At 71.2% G+C, this 16493-nt stretch carries 13 protein-coding genes; 8 read left to right on the plus strand and 5 right to left on the minus strand.

Features of this window, described 5'->3' with window-relative positions:
- The first annotated feature begins 153 nt into the window (after positions 1-153).
- On the plus strand, positions 154-390 hold the full coding sequence (locus CW362_RS24945) for a DUF6296 family protein (protein WP_103551766.1): 237 nt from the start codon (positions 154-156) through the stop codon (positions 388-390).
- Here the strand turns inward: CW362_RS24945 and CW362_RS24950 are convergent.
- Both CW362_RS24950 and CW362_RS24955 read right to left on the minus strand, forming a co-directional pair.
- Positions 348-908, minus strand: coding sequence for a GNAT family N-acetyltransferase (locus tag CW362_RS24950; protein ID WP_103551767.1), 561 nt, complete (start codon positions 906-908; stop codon positions 348-350). The genes CW362_RS24945 and CW362_RS24950 overlap by 43 nt on opposite strands.
- A 116-nt stretch (positions 909-1024) precedes the next feature.
- Entirely contained in the window at positions 1025-3268 is a 2244-nt protein-coding gene (locus CW362_RS24955; RefSeq protein WP_103551768.1) for an MMPL family transporter, read from the minus strand.
- A 185-nt stretch (positions 3269-3453) separates the two neighbouring features.
- Here CW362_RS24955 and CW362_RS24960 point away from each other — a divergent pair, with 185 nt between their 5' ends.
- Both CW362_RS24960 and CW362_RS24965 read left to right on the plus strand, forming a co-directional pair.
- Positions 3454-4305 (plus strand): SMP-30/gluconolactonase/LRE family protein, encoded by an 852-nt coding sequence (locus CW362_RS24960; protein WP_240658024.1) that lies wholly within the window; start codon positions 3454-3456, stop codon positions 4303-4305.
- Between the two features lie 487 nt (positions 4306-4792).
- Positions 4793-7186: a M4 family metallopeptidase gene (locus tag CW362_RS24965; protein WP_240658025.1), complete on the plus strand. Its 2394-nt coding sequence runs from the start codon at positions 4793-4795 to the stop codon at positions 7184-7186.
- Positions 7187-7299: 113 nt separating this feature from the next.
- Here the strand turns inward: CW362_RS24965 and CW362_RS24970 are convergent, their stop codons facing one another.
- Positions 7300-7920 (minus strand): L-threonylcarbamoyladenylate synthase, encoded by a 621-nt coding sequence (locus CW362_RS24970; protein ID WP_103551770.1) that lies wholly within the window; start codon positions 7918-7920, stop codon positions 7300-7302.
- A gap of 225 nt (positions 7921-8145) precedes the next feature.
- Here CW362_RS24970 and CW362_RS24975 point away from each other — a divergent pair, with 225 nt between their 5' ends.
- Both CW362_RS24975 and CW362_RS24980 read left to right on the plus strand, forming a co-directional pair.
- Positions 8146-9219, plus strand: a complete 1074-nt coding sequence (locus CW362_RS24975; protein ID WP_103551771.1) for an NAD(P)H-dependent amine dehydrogenase family protein — start codon at positions 8146-8148, stop codon at positions 9217-9219.
- 9 nt (positions 9220-9228) lie between these two features.
- Positions 9229-9708: a carboxymuconolactone decarboxylase family protein gene (locus CW362_RS24980; RefSeq protein ID WP_103551793.1), complete on the plus strand. Its 480-nt coding sequence runs from the start codon at positions 9229-9231 to the stop codon at positions 9706-9708.
- A gap of 34 nt (positions 9709-9742) precedes the next feature.
- Here CW362_RS24980 and CW362_RS24985 read toward each other — a convergent pair whose 3' ends face one another.
- Positions 9743-11386 carry a GMC oxidoreductase gene (locus tag CW362_RS24985; protein ID WP_103551772.1) on the minus strand — a complete coding sequence of 548 codons (1644 nt, stop codon included), beginning with the start codon at positions 11384-11386 and terminating at the stop codon, positions 9743-9745.
- Between the two features lie 251 nt (positions 11387-11637).
- Here CW362_RS24985 and kstD point away from each other — a divergent pair, with 251 nt between their 5' ends.
- Positions 11638-13431, plus strand: a complete 1794-nt coding sequence (kstD, locus tag CW362_RS24990) for a 3-oxosteroid 1-dehydrogenase (protein ID WP_103551773.1) — start codon at positions 11638-11640, stop codon at positions 13429-13431.
- A gap of 38 nt (positions 13432-13469) precedes the next feature.
- Here kstD and CW362_RS24995 read toward each other — a convergent pair whose 3' ends face one another.
- Positions 13470-14615 (minus strand): PP2C family protein-serine/threonine phosphatase, encoded by a 1146-nt coding sequence (locus CW362_RS24995; RefSeq protein WP_103551774.1) that lies wholly within the window; start codon positions 14613-14615, stop codon positions 13470-13472.
- Positions 14616-14889: 274 nt separating this feature from the next.
- Here CW362_RS24995 and CW362_RS25000 point away from each other — a divergent pair, with 274 nt between their 5' ends.
- Together CW362_RS25000 and CW362_RS25005 are read left to right on the plus strand one after the other, a co-directional pair.
- Entirely contained in the window at positions 14890-15696 is an 807-nt protein-coding gene (locus CW362_RS25000) for a DMT family transporter (RefSeq protein ID WP_376451063.1), read from the plus strand.
- A gap of 58 nt (positions 15697-15754) precedes the next feature.
- Positions 15755-16468 (plus strand): HAD family hydrolase, encoded by a 714-nt coding sequence (locus CW362_RS25005; protein ID WP_103551776.1) that lies wholly within the window; start codon positions 15755-15757, stop codon positions 16466-16468.
- The last annotated feature ends 25 nt before the right edge of the window (positions 16469-16493 follow it).

Consider the following 16493-nt stretch of genomic DNA (forward strand, 5'->3'; position numbering starts at 1 on the left):
GGGGCGTCACGCACGGTGAGCGGTCGCCGTCCGGCTCGCGGGGTGGTCCGGCGCGGACGACACTACTCGCGGGTACTGGACGCATGATGGAGACATAGTGCCCATTGCCTGCATTTATCTGCCCGCATTCATCGCTTCGGCTCGGAGGCCCTGATGAAGACCGTGGACCGCTACCGGCTGACCTTCACCCACCCCGGCCCGGACGCGCGCATGGTGACGGACGAGGTGGTCGTCGAACGGACGAGTGCCAACGGACCGGGCGGCCACCCGGTGTACAGCGATCCCACCGGCATCCTGCGCGCCGAGATCAGTCCGGCGGGCGAGGTCCGGATGCTGGCCAGCGGCGCCTACCAGTCGCCGATCAACCCGGCCGTCGAACCGCTTTCCTGACCGGTCGCGCGCCCGGCCGGGCGCGCGGTGCCGGTGTCCGTGAGGTCCCGCGCGAAGCGGAGGCCCGGACGCCCGTTCAGCTCGATGTCGCCGGTGACGAGGAATCCGGTGCGGGCCAGGACCGTCCGGGACGCGCCGTTGTCGACGGTCGTGCGAGCGCGCAGGGCGTTCAGGCCGTACGCGCTCGTGGCGAGGGCGCACATCTCCCGTACGGCGGCCGTGGCGAGCCCCTGGCCCGTCGCCCTCTCGGCGACGCGGTATCCGAGGTCGGCCGAACCGTGCGCCACGTCGACCAGGTTGATCCGGGCCAGCACCGCGCCGGCGTCGTCCACCACGAGGTGGAAGTGGGCCAGTCCCGTGGCCTGTTCGTCCAGGCGTTCGCGAAGGACGGCGTCGAACCGGTCGAAGAAGGCGTCGCCGCGGTCGGGGATCGTCGCGGCGAAATAGGCGCGGTTCTCCCGCTCGAACGAGAGCAGCGCGGGCGCGTGGTCGGGACGGAGGCGTTCGATCCGGGGCATCACGCCATGCTAGGTACCCGCGAGGGCCGGGGCACGCGGTTTTCCCTCGAGCGCCAGGAGGCCGCCGGGGACGGGGCCGGGTGCGCGAGGGGCGGCCCCGGCCCTCGTGGACATCCCTAGGGATGGTCACCCTCCGGGTCGATGTGCGGGAGGATCCGGTCCAGCCAGCGCGGTGACCACCAGGCACGGGGCCCGAGCAGGGTCATCACCGCCGGAACCATCAGGAGCCGTACGACCGTCGCGTCGATCAGCACGCTCACCGCGAGTCCGAGACCGAGCATCTTGACCACGATGTTGTCGCTGACGATGAACGCGGCGAAGACGCTCATCATGATCAGGGCCGCGCAGGTGATCACCCGGGCGGTGATCTCCAGGGCGTGCGCGACGCTCGCCTTGGCGTCCCCGCTGCGCAGCCAGAACTCGTGGACGCGCGACAGCAGGAAGATCTCGTAGTCCATGCTGAGCCCGAAGATGATCGCGAACATCATCATCGGCACGTAGCTCTCGATGGGCACCTTGCCCGACACCCCGAGCGCCGGGCCGCCCCAGCCCCACTGGAAGACGGCGACGACGACACCGTAGGAGGCGGCGATGGACAGCACGTTGAGGATCGCCGCCTTGAGTGCGACGAGCAGCCCGCGGAAGACGATCAGGATGATGATGAAGGCGAGCCCGACCACCACCGCGATGATGAGCGGCAGCCGGCTCGAGACGATGTTGCGGAAGTCGACCTGGGCGGCCGTCGTGCCCGTGACGTAGCCCTTGGCGGAGTACCCGGCCACGGCCTCGGGCAGGGTGTCGTCCACCAGCCGGTTCGTCAGGTCCGTGGTGTCCTGGTTCTGCGGGGACACCTTGGAGTAGACGGTGCCCACCAGCACGTCTCCGTCCTTGGTGGCCGTCAGGGGGGTGACCACGGCCGCCCCCGACACCCCGCTGACCGTCTTCTGAGCCTGGGACGCCAGCGCGGAACGCTTGTCCGAGGGCACGTTCGTCTGGTCGATGACGACCGTCAGCGGGCCGTTGGAGCCGGGGCCGAAGGAGTCCGACATGATGTCGAACGCCCGCCGGTCCGTGAACGACGTGGGGTCGGCGCCGTCACCGATGTGCCCGAGCTGGATGGTGAACACGGGAATGGCCAGCACGCACACCGTGACGAGGCCGCCGGTCAGGAACCGCCAGGGATGCCGCTCGACGCGCTGCGCGTAGCGGTGCCAGGTGCCGGTGACCGGCTCCCCGGGCTCGGCGTTCGTCTCCGCGACCGGGGTGCGCACGTGGTAGCGGTCGATGCGCCTGCCGATGAGCCCGAGCAGGGCGGGTACGAGCGTCAGCGCGCCGGCCACCGCGGAGACCACGGTGATGGCCGCCGCGAGGCCGAGCTTGCTGATGAACGTGACCCCGGAGACCGACAGTCCGGCCAGGGCGATGATGACGGTGCAGCCCGAGACGAGGACGGCCCGTCCGCTGGTGGTGGTGGCCCGGCCCGCGGCCCGCACCGGATCGGCGCCGTTGATGAGGTTCTGCCGGTGGCGCGTGATCAGGAACAGGGCGTAGTCGATGCCGACGCCCAGACCGATCATGGTGGCGAGCGTGGGTGACACGGTCGCGAAGGTCGTCGCGGCGGCGACCAGGCCGAGGATGGCGAGCCCGCCCACGACGCTGACCAGGGCGGTCACCAGCGGCAGGCCCGCCGCGATGACACTGCCGAACCCGACGAGCAGGACGATGATCGCCACCGCGAACCCGATCAGCTCGCTGATCCTGTCGTTCGCCGCGGGTCGGGCCAGTTCGCCCAGCGGGCCGCCGTACTCGACGTCGACCCCCGCTGACCGCAGCGGCTGGACGGCCTTGTCCACGCCGTGGAGGTAGTCGTCGCCCAGGGTCGAGGGCTGCACGTCGAAGCGGACCGTGATGTAGCCGGTCTTCCCGTCGCTGGACAGCGGTCCGACGTTCTGCTGCTGGGACTGCCCCGAGGGCGGCTGGGACCCGGGCGGCGGCAGCGGGTTCTGCGCCGACAGGACGTGCGGCAGCTTCTCCAGGGAGCTGACGGTCTGGCTCATCTGGGAACTCAGGTCGGTCAGTGGCTTCTGCGTGTCGCGCATGACGATCTGGCTGCTGTAACCGCCCGCCGCCGGATCGTGCTCCTTGAGGACGTTCAGCCCCGTCGTGGACTGCACGCCCGGCAGCGAGAAGTTGTCCGAGTACTGTCCGCCGAACGAGTGGTTCAGCGCCTGGAGCACGCCGAGCGCGACCAGCCACGCCACGATGACGATCACGAAATGGCGGGCGCACCACTCGCCCAGCCGCTGCAGGACCCCGGGCCTGGTCCGCCCGCTGGCCGAGGGGGCTTGTGACGCCGACATGGGCAGCTCCTGATCGAGGACAATTCCTCCGACTTCGTCATTAAACGATGCGACGATCATCGCGGCCCGGCGGGAACCGCGGCGCTTCTTCGCCGTGCGGCGGTCCGGGAGCTGTCGATCCGGCCGGTGCCCGTTCGTTCGGTCGGTGGACACCGGTACCGGGCCGGTCCGGAGCGAAGGCTGTGATGGGGATGCGCGAGGTGCGGACGCTGCTGGAGGGACGCGGGCTGGTCGAGTCGCCGCGCTGGCACGGGGACCGGCTGTACTTCTCCGACTGGACCGCGGGCGAGGTCGTCGCCCTCGATCCGGAGGACGGTCGCACCGAGGTGGTCGCGCGGGTGGCGTCGCTGCCGCTGTGCACCGACCGGCACCCCGACGGGGACATGCTGATCGTCTCCTCGGCGGACGGTCTGCTGCTCCGCCGGGAGTCCGGCGGCTCCCTGACCACGTACGCGGATCTGGGCCGGCCCGGCTGGAACGACATCGTGGTCGACGGACGCGGAAACGCCTATGTCGACCGGGCCGGGTCCGATCCGGTGAGGGGCGAGGCGTTCGAGCCCGGCTCGGTCTCGCTCGTCACCCCGGACGGTTCGGTGCGCGAGGTGGCCGACGACATCGCGTTCCCCAACGGGATGGCCGTGACACCCGACGGCTCCACCCTGATCGTCGCCGACTCCTACCGGCACGCCCTGGTCGCCTTCGGCATCGGTCCGGACGGCGCCCTGTCGGACCGTCGTGTCTGGGCCGGGCTGGGGGAGGGCACCCCGGACGGCATCTGCGTCGACGCGCGGAACGCGGTCTGGTACGCCGACGTGCCGGGCCGGTGCTGTGTGCGCGTCGCCGAGGGAGGTGCCGTGCTGGACCGGGTGGACCTCGACCGCGGCGGCTTCGCCTGCGTCCTGGGCGGTCACGACAGGAGGACGCTGTTCGTCGTGGCCGCCGCGTGGCGCGGTATGACGGAGCCCGGACTGGTGACGCCCGGATCCGGCCGGGTGCTCGCCGTCCGGGTCGAGGTGCCGGGAGCGGGCCGGCCCTGACACGGTCGTCACCGGGCCGCCGCACGGTCGTACCCGCCGGCGCGCCGCCGTCGCTCCACCGTCCGGTCTTCGTGCCGCCGTCCGGTCTTCGTGCCGCCGGTGTCTGGCGCGAACCGGGTGCCGTGCGGCACGGTGGGGACCCGTGCGGCACGTGCCGCGAGGCCGACGCCGTGAACTGCCCTTCGTGCCAGGCGTGTTGTGCGGTGATCGCCCCGTCGGGCGGTGGACTCCGGTGGATCGGGCCCTGGAACACGGCGCGCGGCGGGGGTTTCGGCGCGCGGGCGTAGGGATAACCCTCGATCGCCCCCGAGTTCGTGTCATGGCTCGGTCAAAGGTGCGATCCTTCCCACACCTGTAGGACGGGTCGTCCATGGCCTGCCCGCAGTCGCGTTCCCGCGCGCCCCTGCTCAGCTCTTCCCGGACAGCACATCCCGTCTGCCCGGTCTGTCACCGGCCGCCGACCGCGGCCGAAGCAGTAGGAGTACGAGTGAGACGTTTCCCCCGTCAGGCGACCGCGGCCGGAGCCCTGGTGGCCTCCGCCGCGCTGCTGACCGTCGGCATACAGACGGTACCGGCAGTCGCCAAGCCCTCCCCCCACACAACCCCCCTGCGCACGGGGGGACTCGAGGCCAAGCTCACCCCGGCCCAGCACGCGGCGCTGCTGACGAAGGCATCGAAGCAGACCACCGCGACCGCCGGCACCCTGGGCCTCGGCTCGAAGGAGAAGCTGGTCGTCAAGGACGTCGTCAAGGACAACGACGGCACCCTGCACACCCGTTACGAGCGCACCTACGCCGGTCTCCCGGTGCTCGGCGGCGACCTCGTGGTCCACACCCCGCCGGCCTCGCAGGCCACCGGCACGGTGAGCACGACCTTCGCCAACAAGCACGCCATCAAGGTCGCGAGCACCACCGCCGCCGTCACCAAGGCGACCGCCGGAGCCCAGGCCCTCAAGGCGGCCAAGTCGCTGAAGGCCGAGAAGCCCGCGACGGACGGCGCCCGCAAGGTCGTCTGGGCCGGCACCGGCACCCCCCGGCTCGCCTGGGAGACCGTGGTCACCGGCGTCCAGGACGACGGCACGCCGAGCAAGCTGCACGTCATCACCGACGCCACCACCGGCAAGGAGATCACCCGGTACGAGGGGATCCAGACCGGCACCGGCAACACCCAGTACAGCGGCACGGTCACGCTGAACACCACGCTGTCGGGTTCGACGTACCAGCTCACGGACTCCACCCGTGGCGGCCACAAGACGTACTCGCTGAACAACGGCACGTCCGGCACCGGCACGCTGATGACCGATGCCGACGACGTCTGGGGCACCGGCGCGGGTTCCAACACCCAGACCGCCGGCGCCGACGCCGCCTACGGCGCCCAGACGACCTGGGACTTCTACAAGAACACCTTCGGGCGCAGCGGCATCAAGAACAACGGTGTCGCCGCCTACTCGCGCGTCCACTACAGCACGGCGTACGTCAACGCCTTCTGGGACGACAGCTGCTTCTGCATGACCTACGGCGACGGCACCAGCAGCACCCACGCGCTGACCTCGCTGGACGTCGCGGGCCACGAGATGAGCCACGGCGTCACCTCCAACACCGCGGGCCTGAACTACACCGGTGAGTCCGGCGGTCTCAACGAGGCGACCTCCGACATCTTCGGCACCGGCGTGGAGTTCTACGCGGGCAACTCGACCGACGTGGGCGACTACCTCATCGGCGAGAAGATCAACATCAACGGTGACGGCACCCCGCTGCGCTACATGGACAAGCCGTCCAAGGACGGTTCCTCCGCCGACTCCTGGTACTCCGGCGTCGGCAACCTGGACGTCCACTACTCCTCGGGCCCGGCGAACCACATGTTCTACCTGCTCTCCGAGGGCAGCGGCTCCAAGACCATCAACGGCGTCACGTACAACAGCTCGACCTCAGACGGTGTCGCCGTCGCGGGCATCGGCCGCGCCGCCGCCCTGCAGATCTGGTACAAGGCGCTGACGACGTACATGACGTCGACCACCAACTACGCGGGCGCCCGCACCGCCGCGCTGAACGCCGCGACCGCGCTGTACGGCGCCAGCTCCACCCAGTACGCGGGTGTGGCGAACGCCTTCGCGGGCATCGCCGTCGGCGGTCACGTCACCCCGCCGAGCAGCGGTGTGACCGTCACCAACCCGGGCAGCCAGTCCTCCACCGTCGGCACCGCGGTGAGCCTGCAGATCTCGGCCAGCAGCACCAACAGCGGCTCGCTCACGTACTCCGCGAGCGGCCTGCCCGCCGGCCTGTCGATCAGCAGCTCCACCGGGGCGATCACCGGGACGCCGACCACCGCCGGGACGTACAGCACCACGGTGACCGTCACGGACAGCACCGGGGCGACCGGCACCGCGTCCTTCACCTGGACCGTCAGCTCCTCCGGTGGCGGCGGCACCTGCACCTCGGCGCAGCTGCTCGGCAACGCCGGCTTCGAGTCCGGCAACACCACCTGGACCGCGAGCAGCGGCGTCATCACCAACGACACCGACCAGGCGGCCCACGGCGGCTCGTACAAGGCCTGGCTGGACGGCTACGGCTCCACGCACACCGACACGCTCTCGCAGTCGGTGACCATCCCCAGCGGCTGCAAGGCCTCGTTCACCTTCTACCTGCACATCGACACCGCGGAGACCACCACCAGCTCGCAGTACGACAAGCTGACGGTCACCGCCGGTTCGACCACGCTGGCCACGTACTCCAACCTCAACAAGGCCACGGGGTACAGCCAGAAGACCTTCGACCTGTCCTCGTTCGCCGGGTCCACCGTGACCATCAAGTTCAGCGGTGTCGAGGACTCCTCCCTGCAGACCAGCTTCGTCGTGGACGACACCGCCGTGACGACCAGCTGACCTTCGGCACCCGGATCCCCCCACAGGCAGTACCCGGAATTCCCCCCACAACGGCCGCGGCGGGGGGGGGCCCCGGGGGGGGGCCCCCCCCCGCCCCACGCCGCTCTGCGGGGCTACTCGAACCGGGAGGGGTCGCCCGCCCCGAGGCGTACGAGTTCGGCCCCGCCGCCGGAGAAGTCGACGACGGTCGTCGGCTCGGTGCCGCAGTCGCCGGAGTCGATGACGGCGTCCACCACGTGGTCGAGGCGGTCCTTGATCTCCCAGCCCTGGGTCAGCGGCTTGTCCTCCTCCGGCAGGAGCAGGGTGCTCGACAGCAGCGGCTCGCCGAGTTCGGCGAGGATCGCCTGCGCGACGACATGGTCGGGGATCCGCACCCCGACGGTCTTCTTCCGCGGGTGCAGCAGCCTGCGCGGAGCCTCCTTCGTCGCCGGGAGGATGAAGGTGTAACTGCCGGGCGTGGCCGCCTTGACCGAGCGGAAGACCGCGTTGTCGATCCGTACGAAGTGCCCCAGCTGCGCGAAGTCCTCGCACATGAGCGTGAAGTGATGGCGCTCGTCGAGCTGCCGGATCGAGCGGATGCGGTCGATCCCGTCCCGGTTGCCGAGCGCGCAGCCGAGAGCGAAGCAGGAGTCCGTCGGATAGACGATCAGCCCGCCGCCGCGGACGATCTCCACCACCTGGTTGATGATGCGCCGCTGCGGGTTCTCCGGGTGAACGTCGAAGTACTTGGCCATGTTTCGAGCCTAAGGGCTGTTGCCGACGCCACCCGCCGAACCGCACCGGCCGTCCGCCGAACCGCACGGGCCGTCCGCCGAACCGCACCGGCCGCCCCCGGACGGCCGTGGCCCGGCTCCGGCGGGGCCGTGGTCCGCCCGGTGACACCGGTTCCGGTTCCGTACCGGAATTCTCCCCGGTCACGGCTATAGGAACCTCGAGGTGCTCTCGCTACCCTCCGCCGCATGATTTCCACGGTGGTCTGGGGTACCGGCAACGTCGGCCGCGCGGCCATCCGCGCCGTCGAGGCCCACCCGAAACTGAAACTCGCGGCCGTCCTCGTCCACGACCCCGCCAAGGTCGGCCGCGACGCGGGCGAACTCGCGGGACTGGAACACGGCCTCGGCGTCGCGGCGAGCGACGACGTCGACGCCGTCCTGGCCTCGGGGCCCGGAGCCGTGGTCTACGCGGCCACCGGCGACATCCGCCCCGACGAGGCCCTCGCCGACATCGCCAGGGCGGTCCGGGCCGGCGCGGTGGTCGTCACGCCCGCCCTCTACCCGCTCTACGACCACCGCAGCGCCCCGCCGGAGTTCCGGGACCCGGTGCTCGCCGCCGTCGCCGAGGGCGGCGGCTCCCTGTTCGCCTCCGGAGTCGATCCGGGCTGGGGCAACGACGTCCTGCCCCTGCTGATCAGCGGTCTGGGCACCACGGTCGACGCCGTCCGCTGCCAGGAGATCTTCGACTACTCCACGTACGAGCAGGAGGAGTCCGTACGGTACCTGGTCGGCATGGGGCAGCCGATGGACTACGAGCCGCTGATGCTCGCCCCCTCGGTGCCGACGATGGTCTGGGGCGGTCAGATCCGGCTCATGGCCAGGGCCCTCGGCGTCGAACTCGACGACATCCGCGAGACGGTGGAACGGCGCCCGCTGACGGACGCCGTGAGCACCCGCACCATGGGCGAGTTCGCGGCCGGTACCCAGGGCGCCATCCGCTTCGAGGTGCAGGGGATCGTCGCCGGAGAGCCCCGGATCGTCATCGAGCACATCACCCGTATCCACGCGTCCGCCGCGCCGGACTGGCCGTCGCCGCCCGACGGGGACGGCGCCCACCGGGTGATCATCGAGGGGCGCCCGCGCATCGAGGTGACCGTCACGGCCACCGACGAGGGCGAGAACCGCTCCGCCGGCGGGAACGCCACCGCGGTCGGCCGTCTGGTCGGCGCGATCGACTGGCTGGTGGACGCGGAACCAGGGCTCTACGACGCACTCGACGTCCCGCTGCGTCCCGCAGTCGGCCGGCTCGGAAGGAAGTGACCCATGACCCTGCGCATCGACATCCCCGAGGGACAGGAACCGATCGGCTACGTCTGGGGCGAGATGGTGCCCGGCATCGGTATGGCCGCCGCGAACTTCTCCCTGTCGGTGTACGAGCACACGACGCTGGGCCTGCGCGAGTTCGAGGCCGCCCGGCTGCGCATCGCGCAGATCAACGGGTGCCTGTTCTGCCTCGACTGGCGTACGGAGCGGGAGGGCCACAAGGTCGAGGAGGAGTTCGCGGACGCGGTGACCCAGTGGCGCACCACCGACGCCTTCGACGACCGGACACGGCTGGCCGCCGAGTACGCCGAGCGGTACGCACTGGATCACCACGGTCTGGACGAGGAGTTCTGGACCCGGATGTCGGCGCTGTACAGCCAGCGGGAGATCGTGGAGCTGACCATGAGCATCGGCTCCTGGCTGGCGTTCGGCCGGCTCAACCACGTACTGGGCCTGGACGCCGTGTGCGTGTTGCCGACCCATTGAGCGCGCCGGGCCCGTCCCGTCCGGGCGACGGGTCCTAGAGGTCCACGGCGATGATGTTCTCGATGTTCCTTTCGGCGAGGGCGGTGATGGTGACGAACGGATTGACGCTGGTGTTGCCGGGGATCAGCGCGCCGTCGATGACGTACAGGCCCGAATAGCCCCGCAGACGGCCGTAGTTGTCGGTGGCCCTGTCGAGCACGGCGCCGCCGAGCGGGTGGTAGGTGAGATGGTCGCCCCAGATCTTGTACACGCCGAAGAGGTCGGTCCGGTAGATCGTCCCCTCCTTCGCGTTGATCTTGTCGAAGATGGTCTTCGCCATGTCGATGGAGGGCTGCTTCCAGGCGGTCTGCCAGTCGAGGTCGACGGTTCCGGTGGCGGCGTTCCAGGTGAACCGGGCGCGGTTGGGGTTCTTGGTGATGGACAGGTAGAAGGACGCCCAGGTCTCGATGCCGGTGGGCAGCGGCGCCACCTCGGCGAACGCGCCGCCGGCGGTCCAGTTGTCGATGCCGCCGCAGGGGATGCTGGCCTGGAGCGAACCGGTCGGATCCCACAGGTGGTTGGCGCGGCCGCACATGACGTTGCCGTTGTCGCCCCAGCCCTGGCCGATCTCGCCGTTCAGGGCGGGCAGGGCGCCGGTGGCCTTCAGCCGGACCAGGAGCTTGCTCGTTCCGACGCTCCCGGCCGCGAAGAACACCCGGTCCGCGGTGACCGTCTTGGTCGCCGTGGTGTCACCGGTGGTGTTCAGCTGGTCGATCAGGACCGTGTAGCCGCCGCCGGCCGCGGGCGCGACCGAAGTGACCTTGTGCAGCGGTGAGACGGTGACCCGTCCGGTGGCCGCGGCCTGGGCGAGGTAGGTCTTCTGGAGCGACTTCTTGCCGTAGTTGTTGCCGTAGAGGATCTCCCCGGCCAGGGCCGACCTGGTGACGGTGCCCGCGGCCTCCTGCTTCATGTAGTCCCAGTCGTACACGTCGGGCACGAAGACGAAGGGGAAGCCGGAACGCTGGGCCTGCTTCCGGCCGACCCGCGCGTACTGGTAGCAGTCGGTGGTGTCGAACCACGCCGGGTCGATGAGGCCCGTCCCGAGCGTCGCGTTGGCGCGCGGGTAGTAGGTCGCGTACATCTCGTCGGCGTTCACCGACGGGAGGATCGCGCCGAAGTTCTCCCGCTTGGGGGTGACCGCCATACCCCCGTTGACCAGGGAGCCGCCGCCGACGCCGCGGCCCTGGTACACGATGATCTGGCCCATCTCCTCGGCGTCCAGGACCCCGGTGTAGCGGGGGATGTCCTTGTCGATGGGGAAGCCGAGGAAGTTGCTGAGGGGCTGCTTGGTCCTGGTGCGCAGCCAGTACGAACGCTGGTCCGGGCTGGTGGTGTTGGCGAAGATCTTGCCGTCCGGACCCGGCGTGTCCCAGGCCATGCCCATCTCGACCATCTGCACGTCGACGCCCGCCTGGGCGAGCCGCAGCGCGGCGACGGAGCCGCCGTATCCGGTGCCGATCACCAGGACGGGGACGTGTGCTCCGGAAGGGATCGGCGAGGCCGCCGTGACGATCCGCGCGGGGGCCGCGACCGCGCGACCGGCAAGGCTCACTGCTCCAAGAATAGAACCTGTTCCAGCTATGAATCGTCGACGCGAAACACCCCTGGTGTCTTTGTCGTGTTGGTTGATGTCACTCATGTGACACTCCTCACTCTCGATGAGTGAGAACAGGTTCTACTGTTACCGGCTTGTCAAGTCACTACATACCGGTTGGTAACTTCTGTCCGATCTTGGGGTGATCAGCCACCTCTGGCCGACTTGCCCTTGACTTCACAAGACCCTCGCGCGACATTCCTGACGCCACATCAGAACCGTTACGGCGGGGGCCTGTCGGCTCCCGGAGCAACGCAACGCCCCCACCTTCCCCCGCCCCGCTGGAGAGCCCTGCCATGTCCCCGAGCGCGGACCCCGTCGGACGTACCGAACCCTCCCCGGAACCCGGCCCCACACGGCGCGGGGTGCTCGGCGCGGCCACCGGCGCCGCTCTCGCGCTCGCCGCCGGTCCCGCGGGCTCCGCCACGGCGGCCGACCTGCCCCCGCTCGGCACGTACGACGTCGTGGTCGTCGGCTCGGGAGCCGCGGGGATGACCGCGGCGCTCACCGCCGCGAAACAGGGACTGAGCTGCGTCGTCCTGGAGAAGGCGGCGACCTTCGGAGGCTCCGCGGCCCGCTCCGGCGCGGGCATCTGGATCCCCAACAATCCGGTGATCCTCGCCGCCGGCGTCCCCGACACCCCGGCGAAGGCCGCCGCCTACCTCGCCGCCGTGGTCGGGCCGGACGTCCCCGCCGACCGGCAGCGGGCCTTCCTCGGCCACGGACCGGCCATGATCTCCTTCGTCATGGCCAACAGCCCGCTGCGCTTCCGCTGGATGGAGGGGTACAGCGACTACTACCCGGAACTCCCCGGCGGCCTCGCGGGCGGACGTTCCATGGAGCCCGACCAGCTCGACGGCAACGTCCTCGGAGCCGAACTCGCCCGCCTGAACCCGGCGTACATGACCGTCCCGGCCGGCATGGTCGTCTTCAGCGCCGACTACAAGTGGCTCACCCTCGCCGCCGTGAGCGCGAAGGGCGCGGCCGTCGCCACCGAGTGCCTGGCGCGCGGCACCAAGGCGGCGCTGCTCGGCCAGAAGCCGCTGACGATGGGCCAGTCGCTCGCGGCCGGGCTGCGCGCCGGTCTGCTCGCCGCCCAGGTCCCGGTGTGGCTGAACACCCCGCTGTCCGACCTGTTCCTGGAGAACGGCGCGGTCACCGGCGCGGTGGTCACCCGGAACGGCACGTCCGGCCTGGTCCGGGCCCGGCGCGGAGTCGTCGTAGGCTCCGGCGGCTTCGAGCACAACGCGGCCATGCGCGCCGAGTTCCAGCGGCAGCCCATCGGGACCGCCTGGACGGTGGGCGCCAAGGAGAACACCGGCGACGGCATCCAGGCCGGCCGGCGTGCCGGGGCCGCGCTCGACCTGATGGACGACGCCTGGTGGGGCCCGGCCGTCCCGCTGCCCGACCAGCCCTACTTCTGCCTCGCCGAACGCACCCTGCCCGGCGGACTGCTCGTGAACGCCGCCGGCGCCCGCTTCGTCAACGAGGCCGGACCCTACAGCGACGTCGTGCACACCATGTACGACCGGAACCCCGGTGCCCCGGACATCCCGGCCTGGCTGGTCGTCGACCAGAACTACCGCAACCGCTACCTGTTCAAGGACGTCGCCCCGACGCTCGCGTTCCCCGACTCCTGGTACACCTCCGGAGCCGCGTACAAGGAATGGACCCTGGACGCCCTCGCCGCCCGGATCGGCGTCCCCGCCGCCGCCCTGCGCACCACCGTCAGCCGCTTCAACAGCCTGGCCCTCGGCGGCAAGGACACCGACTTCCACCGCGGCGACAGCGCCTACGACCACTACTACACGGACCCTTCGATCCTGCCCGACTCCTGTCTCGCCCCGCTGTGGCTGCCCCCGTTCCACGCCTTCAGGATCGTCCCGGGCGACCTCGGCACCAAGGGCGGCCTGCGCACCGACGCCCGCGCCCGCGTCCTGCGCCCGGACGGCACGGTGATCCCCGGCCTGTACGCGGCGGGCAACGCGAGCGCGGCCGTCATGGGCCACAGCTACGCGGGAGCGGGTTCGACGATCGGGCCCGCGATGACGTTCGGCTACATCGCGGCGCTCGACCTCGCGGCGGGCTGACGCGGCCCTCGACCCCGCGGCGAACCGGCGCGGAACGCTCAGCCGCCGGCTTCCGCGTCGGCGCCCTCCTCCTCGCCCTCGCCCCGCTCGCCGCGGAGCCGTGGCGACAGGACCAGGACGGAGACGTCGTCGTCGATCGAGGAACAGAACCGGACGAGGTCCTCCCACACGCGGTCGACGAGCGCGTCCGAGGGCTCCTCGGCGAAAGCGGTCAGCCGGTCCGGCAGCGGATAGAAGGCGCCGGAGGCGTCCCGGCCCTCGCTCACACCGTCCGACGCGATGAACAGCCGGTCGCCGGGTTCCAGCTCGACGGAGCGGCCCTTCGGCGGGAACAGCTCGAAGAAACCCAGCCCGAGCGGCGGCCCCTGCTCGGTGTCCAGTTCGAAGGCCTTGGCGCCGCGCAACAGCAGCGGGTAAGGGTGCCCGCAGGACACCAGCCGCACCATGTCGGTGCCGGGCGGGAACTCCAGGAGCAGCGCGGTGGCGAACAGCTCGGCGTGATCGACCGGCGCGGAGTCCACCACCAGCCTGCGGTCGAGCCGGGCCGCGGCCTCCTCCAGATCACGCTGGTCCAGCACCGTCTCCCGGAACGCCCCGAGCAGGGCGGCGACCGTCCCCACGGCCGACAGCCCGTGCCCCTGTACGTCGCCCATCACGGCCCGGACCCCGAAAGGCCCGTCCCGCACGTCGAAGAAGTCACCCCCGACCAGCGTCTCCTGCTGCGCCGGCCGGTACAGCCCGGCGCAGCGGACCGGGCCGATGCGATCGGGCAGCGGTGGCAGCACGGCGAGCTGGGCGGCTTCCGCCACCGACCGCACGGTGACCAGATGCGCGTCCCTGCGGCTGCGGACCAGGGCCACGAAAACGCTGAGCACGGCGATGAAGCCGATGGTGAGCAGGTCCGCGTTGCCCGGATGGTTGAGCTGTAGCGCGGGGACGTTCAGCAGGACCACGACGACCGCGCCGAAGACGGCCGTCGCCACGGGTCCGTAGGAGAGGACGGCCAGGGAAGGGATGGCGCCCAGCAGAAAGCCGATGTCCAGTGGTTCGCCGCTGACGAGCTCCGCCACGCAGACGCCCACCAGCAGGAGCGGCGGGAGCAGCCGTACCCAGCGCGGAGGGGGCGAGCCGTGCAGCCATCCGCGGCGGTCGTCCCGCCGGCCGGACGCGCCCTTCGTGGACATGGCACTCCTTCCTTCGCCACCACGCTCCTCCCATCCCCGGCGTCGCGCACGTTGATCGGTTCACGGACCCGGGCGGCACGAAGCCCCGCCACCACGGGGATGGGATGACGGGGCTCCTCGGAGCGGGTGCCCCGTCGTCGGCGTCTCACCCTCGACGTCTCACCCCTCGGCGTCCCGCGTCCGTGAAGAGGCCCGGACCTCCGTCCCGGGGCATGGTGGAGGGGTGACAGGACTGGCCGTGCTGTTCGCGCTGCTCGGGGCAGCCAGCAACGCGATGGGCACGGCGTTCCAGCGCAAGGCGGCCTCCCGCGTCACCGAGGGCGGCGGACTGCGGTTCATCCTCCGGCTGGCCCGGCAGCCGCCCTGGCTGATCGGCATCGGCGGGGTGATCGGGGCGGCGCTCTTCCAGGCCCTCGCGCTGGCGAACGGACCGCTGTCGCTGGTGCAGCCCCTGTTCATCCTGGAACTGCCCTTCGCGCTCATGATCGCCGTGCCGCTGCTGCACCGTCGGCTGTCGCGCGCGGCCTGGCAGGCCGTCGCCGCCGTCGTCGCCGGGCTCGGTCTCGTCCTCCTCTCGGCCGCCCCCTCGGGAGCACGGTCCGACGCCTCCATGGAGCGCTGGATCCCGGTACTGGTCCTGTGCCTGGGAACGGTGGCGGCCGCGGTCGCCGTCGCCCGTCCGGGCCGCCCGCCGCTCTTCCGCGCCGCCGTGCTGGGAACGGCGTCCGCCATCAGCAACGCGCTGACCGCGGCACTCCTCAAATCGGCCGTGGGCACGCTCGACGACGACGGGTTCACCGCCTTCCTCGGTGCCTGGCAGACCTACGGGTTCGTCCTGACCGGGATCACCGCCGTCCTGCTGCTGGAGAACGCCCTCCAGGCCGGCCCCCTGGCCGCCTCGCAGCCCGCGCTGACCATCGGCGACGCGACGCTCAGCCTGCTGCTCGGCGTCACGCTCTTCGACGAGACGATCCGCACGGGCTGGTGGCTGCTCCCCGAGCTGACCGGCGCCGGGCTGGTCCTGTGGGGCGTCCTGCGGCTGACCCGCGTGGTCCCGCACCTCGCGGACATGGCCCACTGACGCCGGTCGGCCCGCCCCCGCCCGCTTAGTGACGGCCAGGTCTGGACAGACCAATGTGGTGACGAGTCGGATCGAAGATGTTCGGGAACTGATCGCGCGGACGCGGTATGTCGTCTTCGGCTTCGACGGTCCGCTCTGCCAGCTGTTCTCCGGCCCCTCGGCGACGGCCGTCGCCCGGGCCCAGCTGGACTGGCTGACGGAACGAGGCCTCGGCGCCGTCCTCACCGAAGAGGAGCGCGGCCGCGCGGACCCCTACCGCGCCCTGACGGCGCTGGCGGGACGGCACCCCGGCAGCGACGTCGCCACCCGGCTCGAGGCCTGGCTCAGCCGGACCGAGCTGGACGCGGTGCGCACCGCGATGCCGACGGCGTACGCGGACCCGCTCGTCCACACCTGGGCGGCGGTCGGGGCACGGCTCGCCGTGGCGACCGACACCTCGGCCCGGACCGTCACCTCGTATCTGGACGCGCGGGGTCTCACCCCCTGCTTCGCCCCGCACATCTACGGCCGTACCCCCGACCTGGGCACCCTCACGCCCCGCCCCGGGGTCCTGGAGACCGCCCTGAACACCATGGCGGCCGAACCGGAGGCCTCGCTCGTGATCGGCGGCACGCCCGCGGACCACGCGGCGGCACACCGGGCGGGCGTCCCCTTCCTCGGATACGCGCGCCACCCCGCCCGCGCGAGGGCACTGCACGAGGCCGGGGTGCCTCCCCACGGCGTCACGGCGTCCCTGGAGCCGCTGCTGCGGGCCCTGCGCCGGCGGTCCTGAGCCGGCCGCTCGTCCATACGAGGGG

The organism is Streptomyces populi, from assembly GCF_002911015.1.
In the GTDB taxonomy this organism is placed as follows: domain Bacteria; phylum Actinomycetota; class Actinomycetes; order Streptomycetales; family Streptomycetaceae; genus Streptomyces; species Streptomyces populi.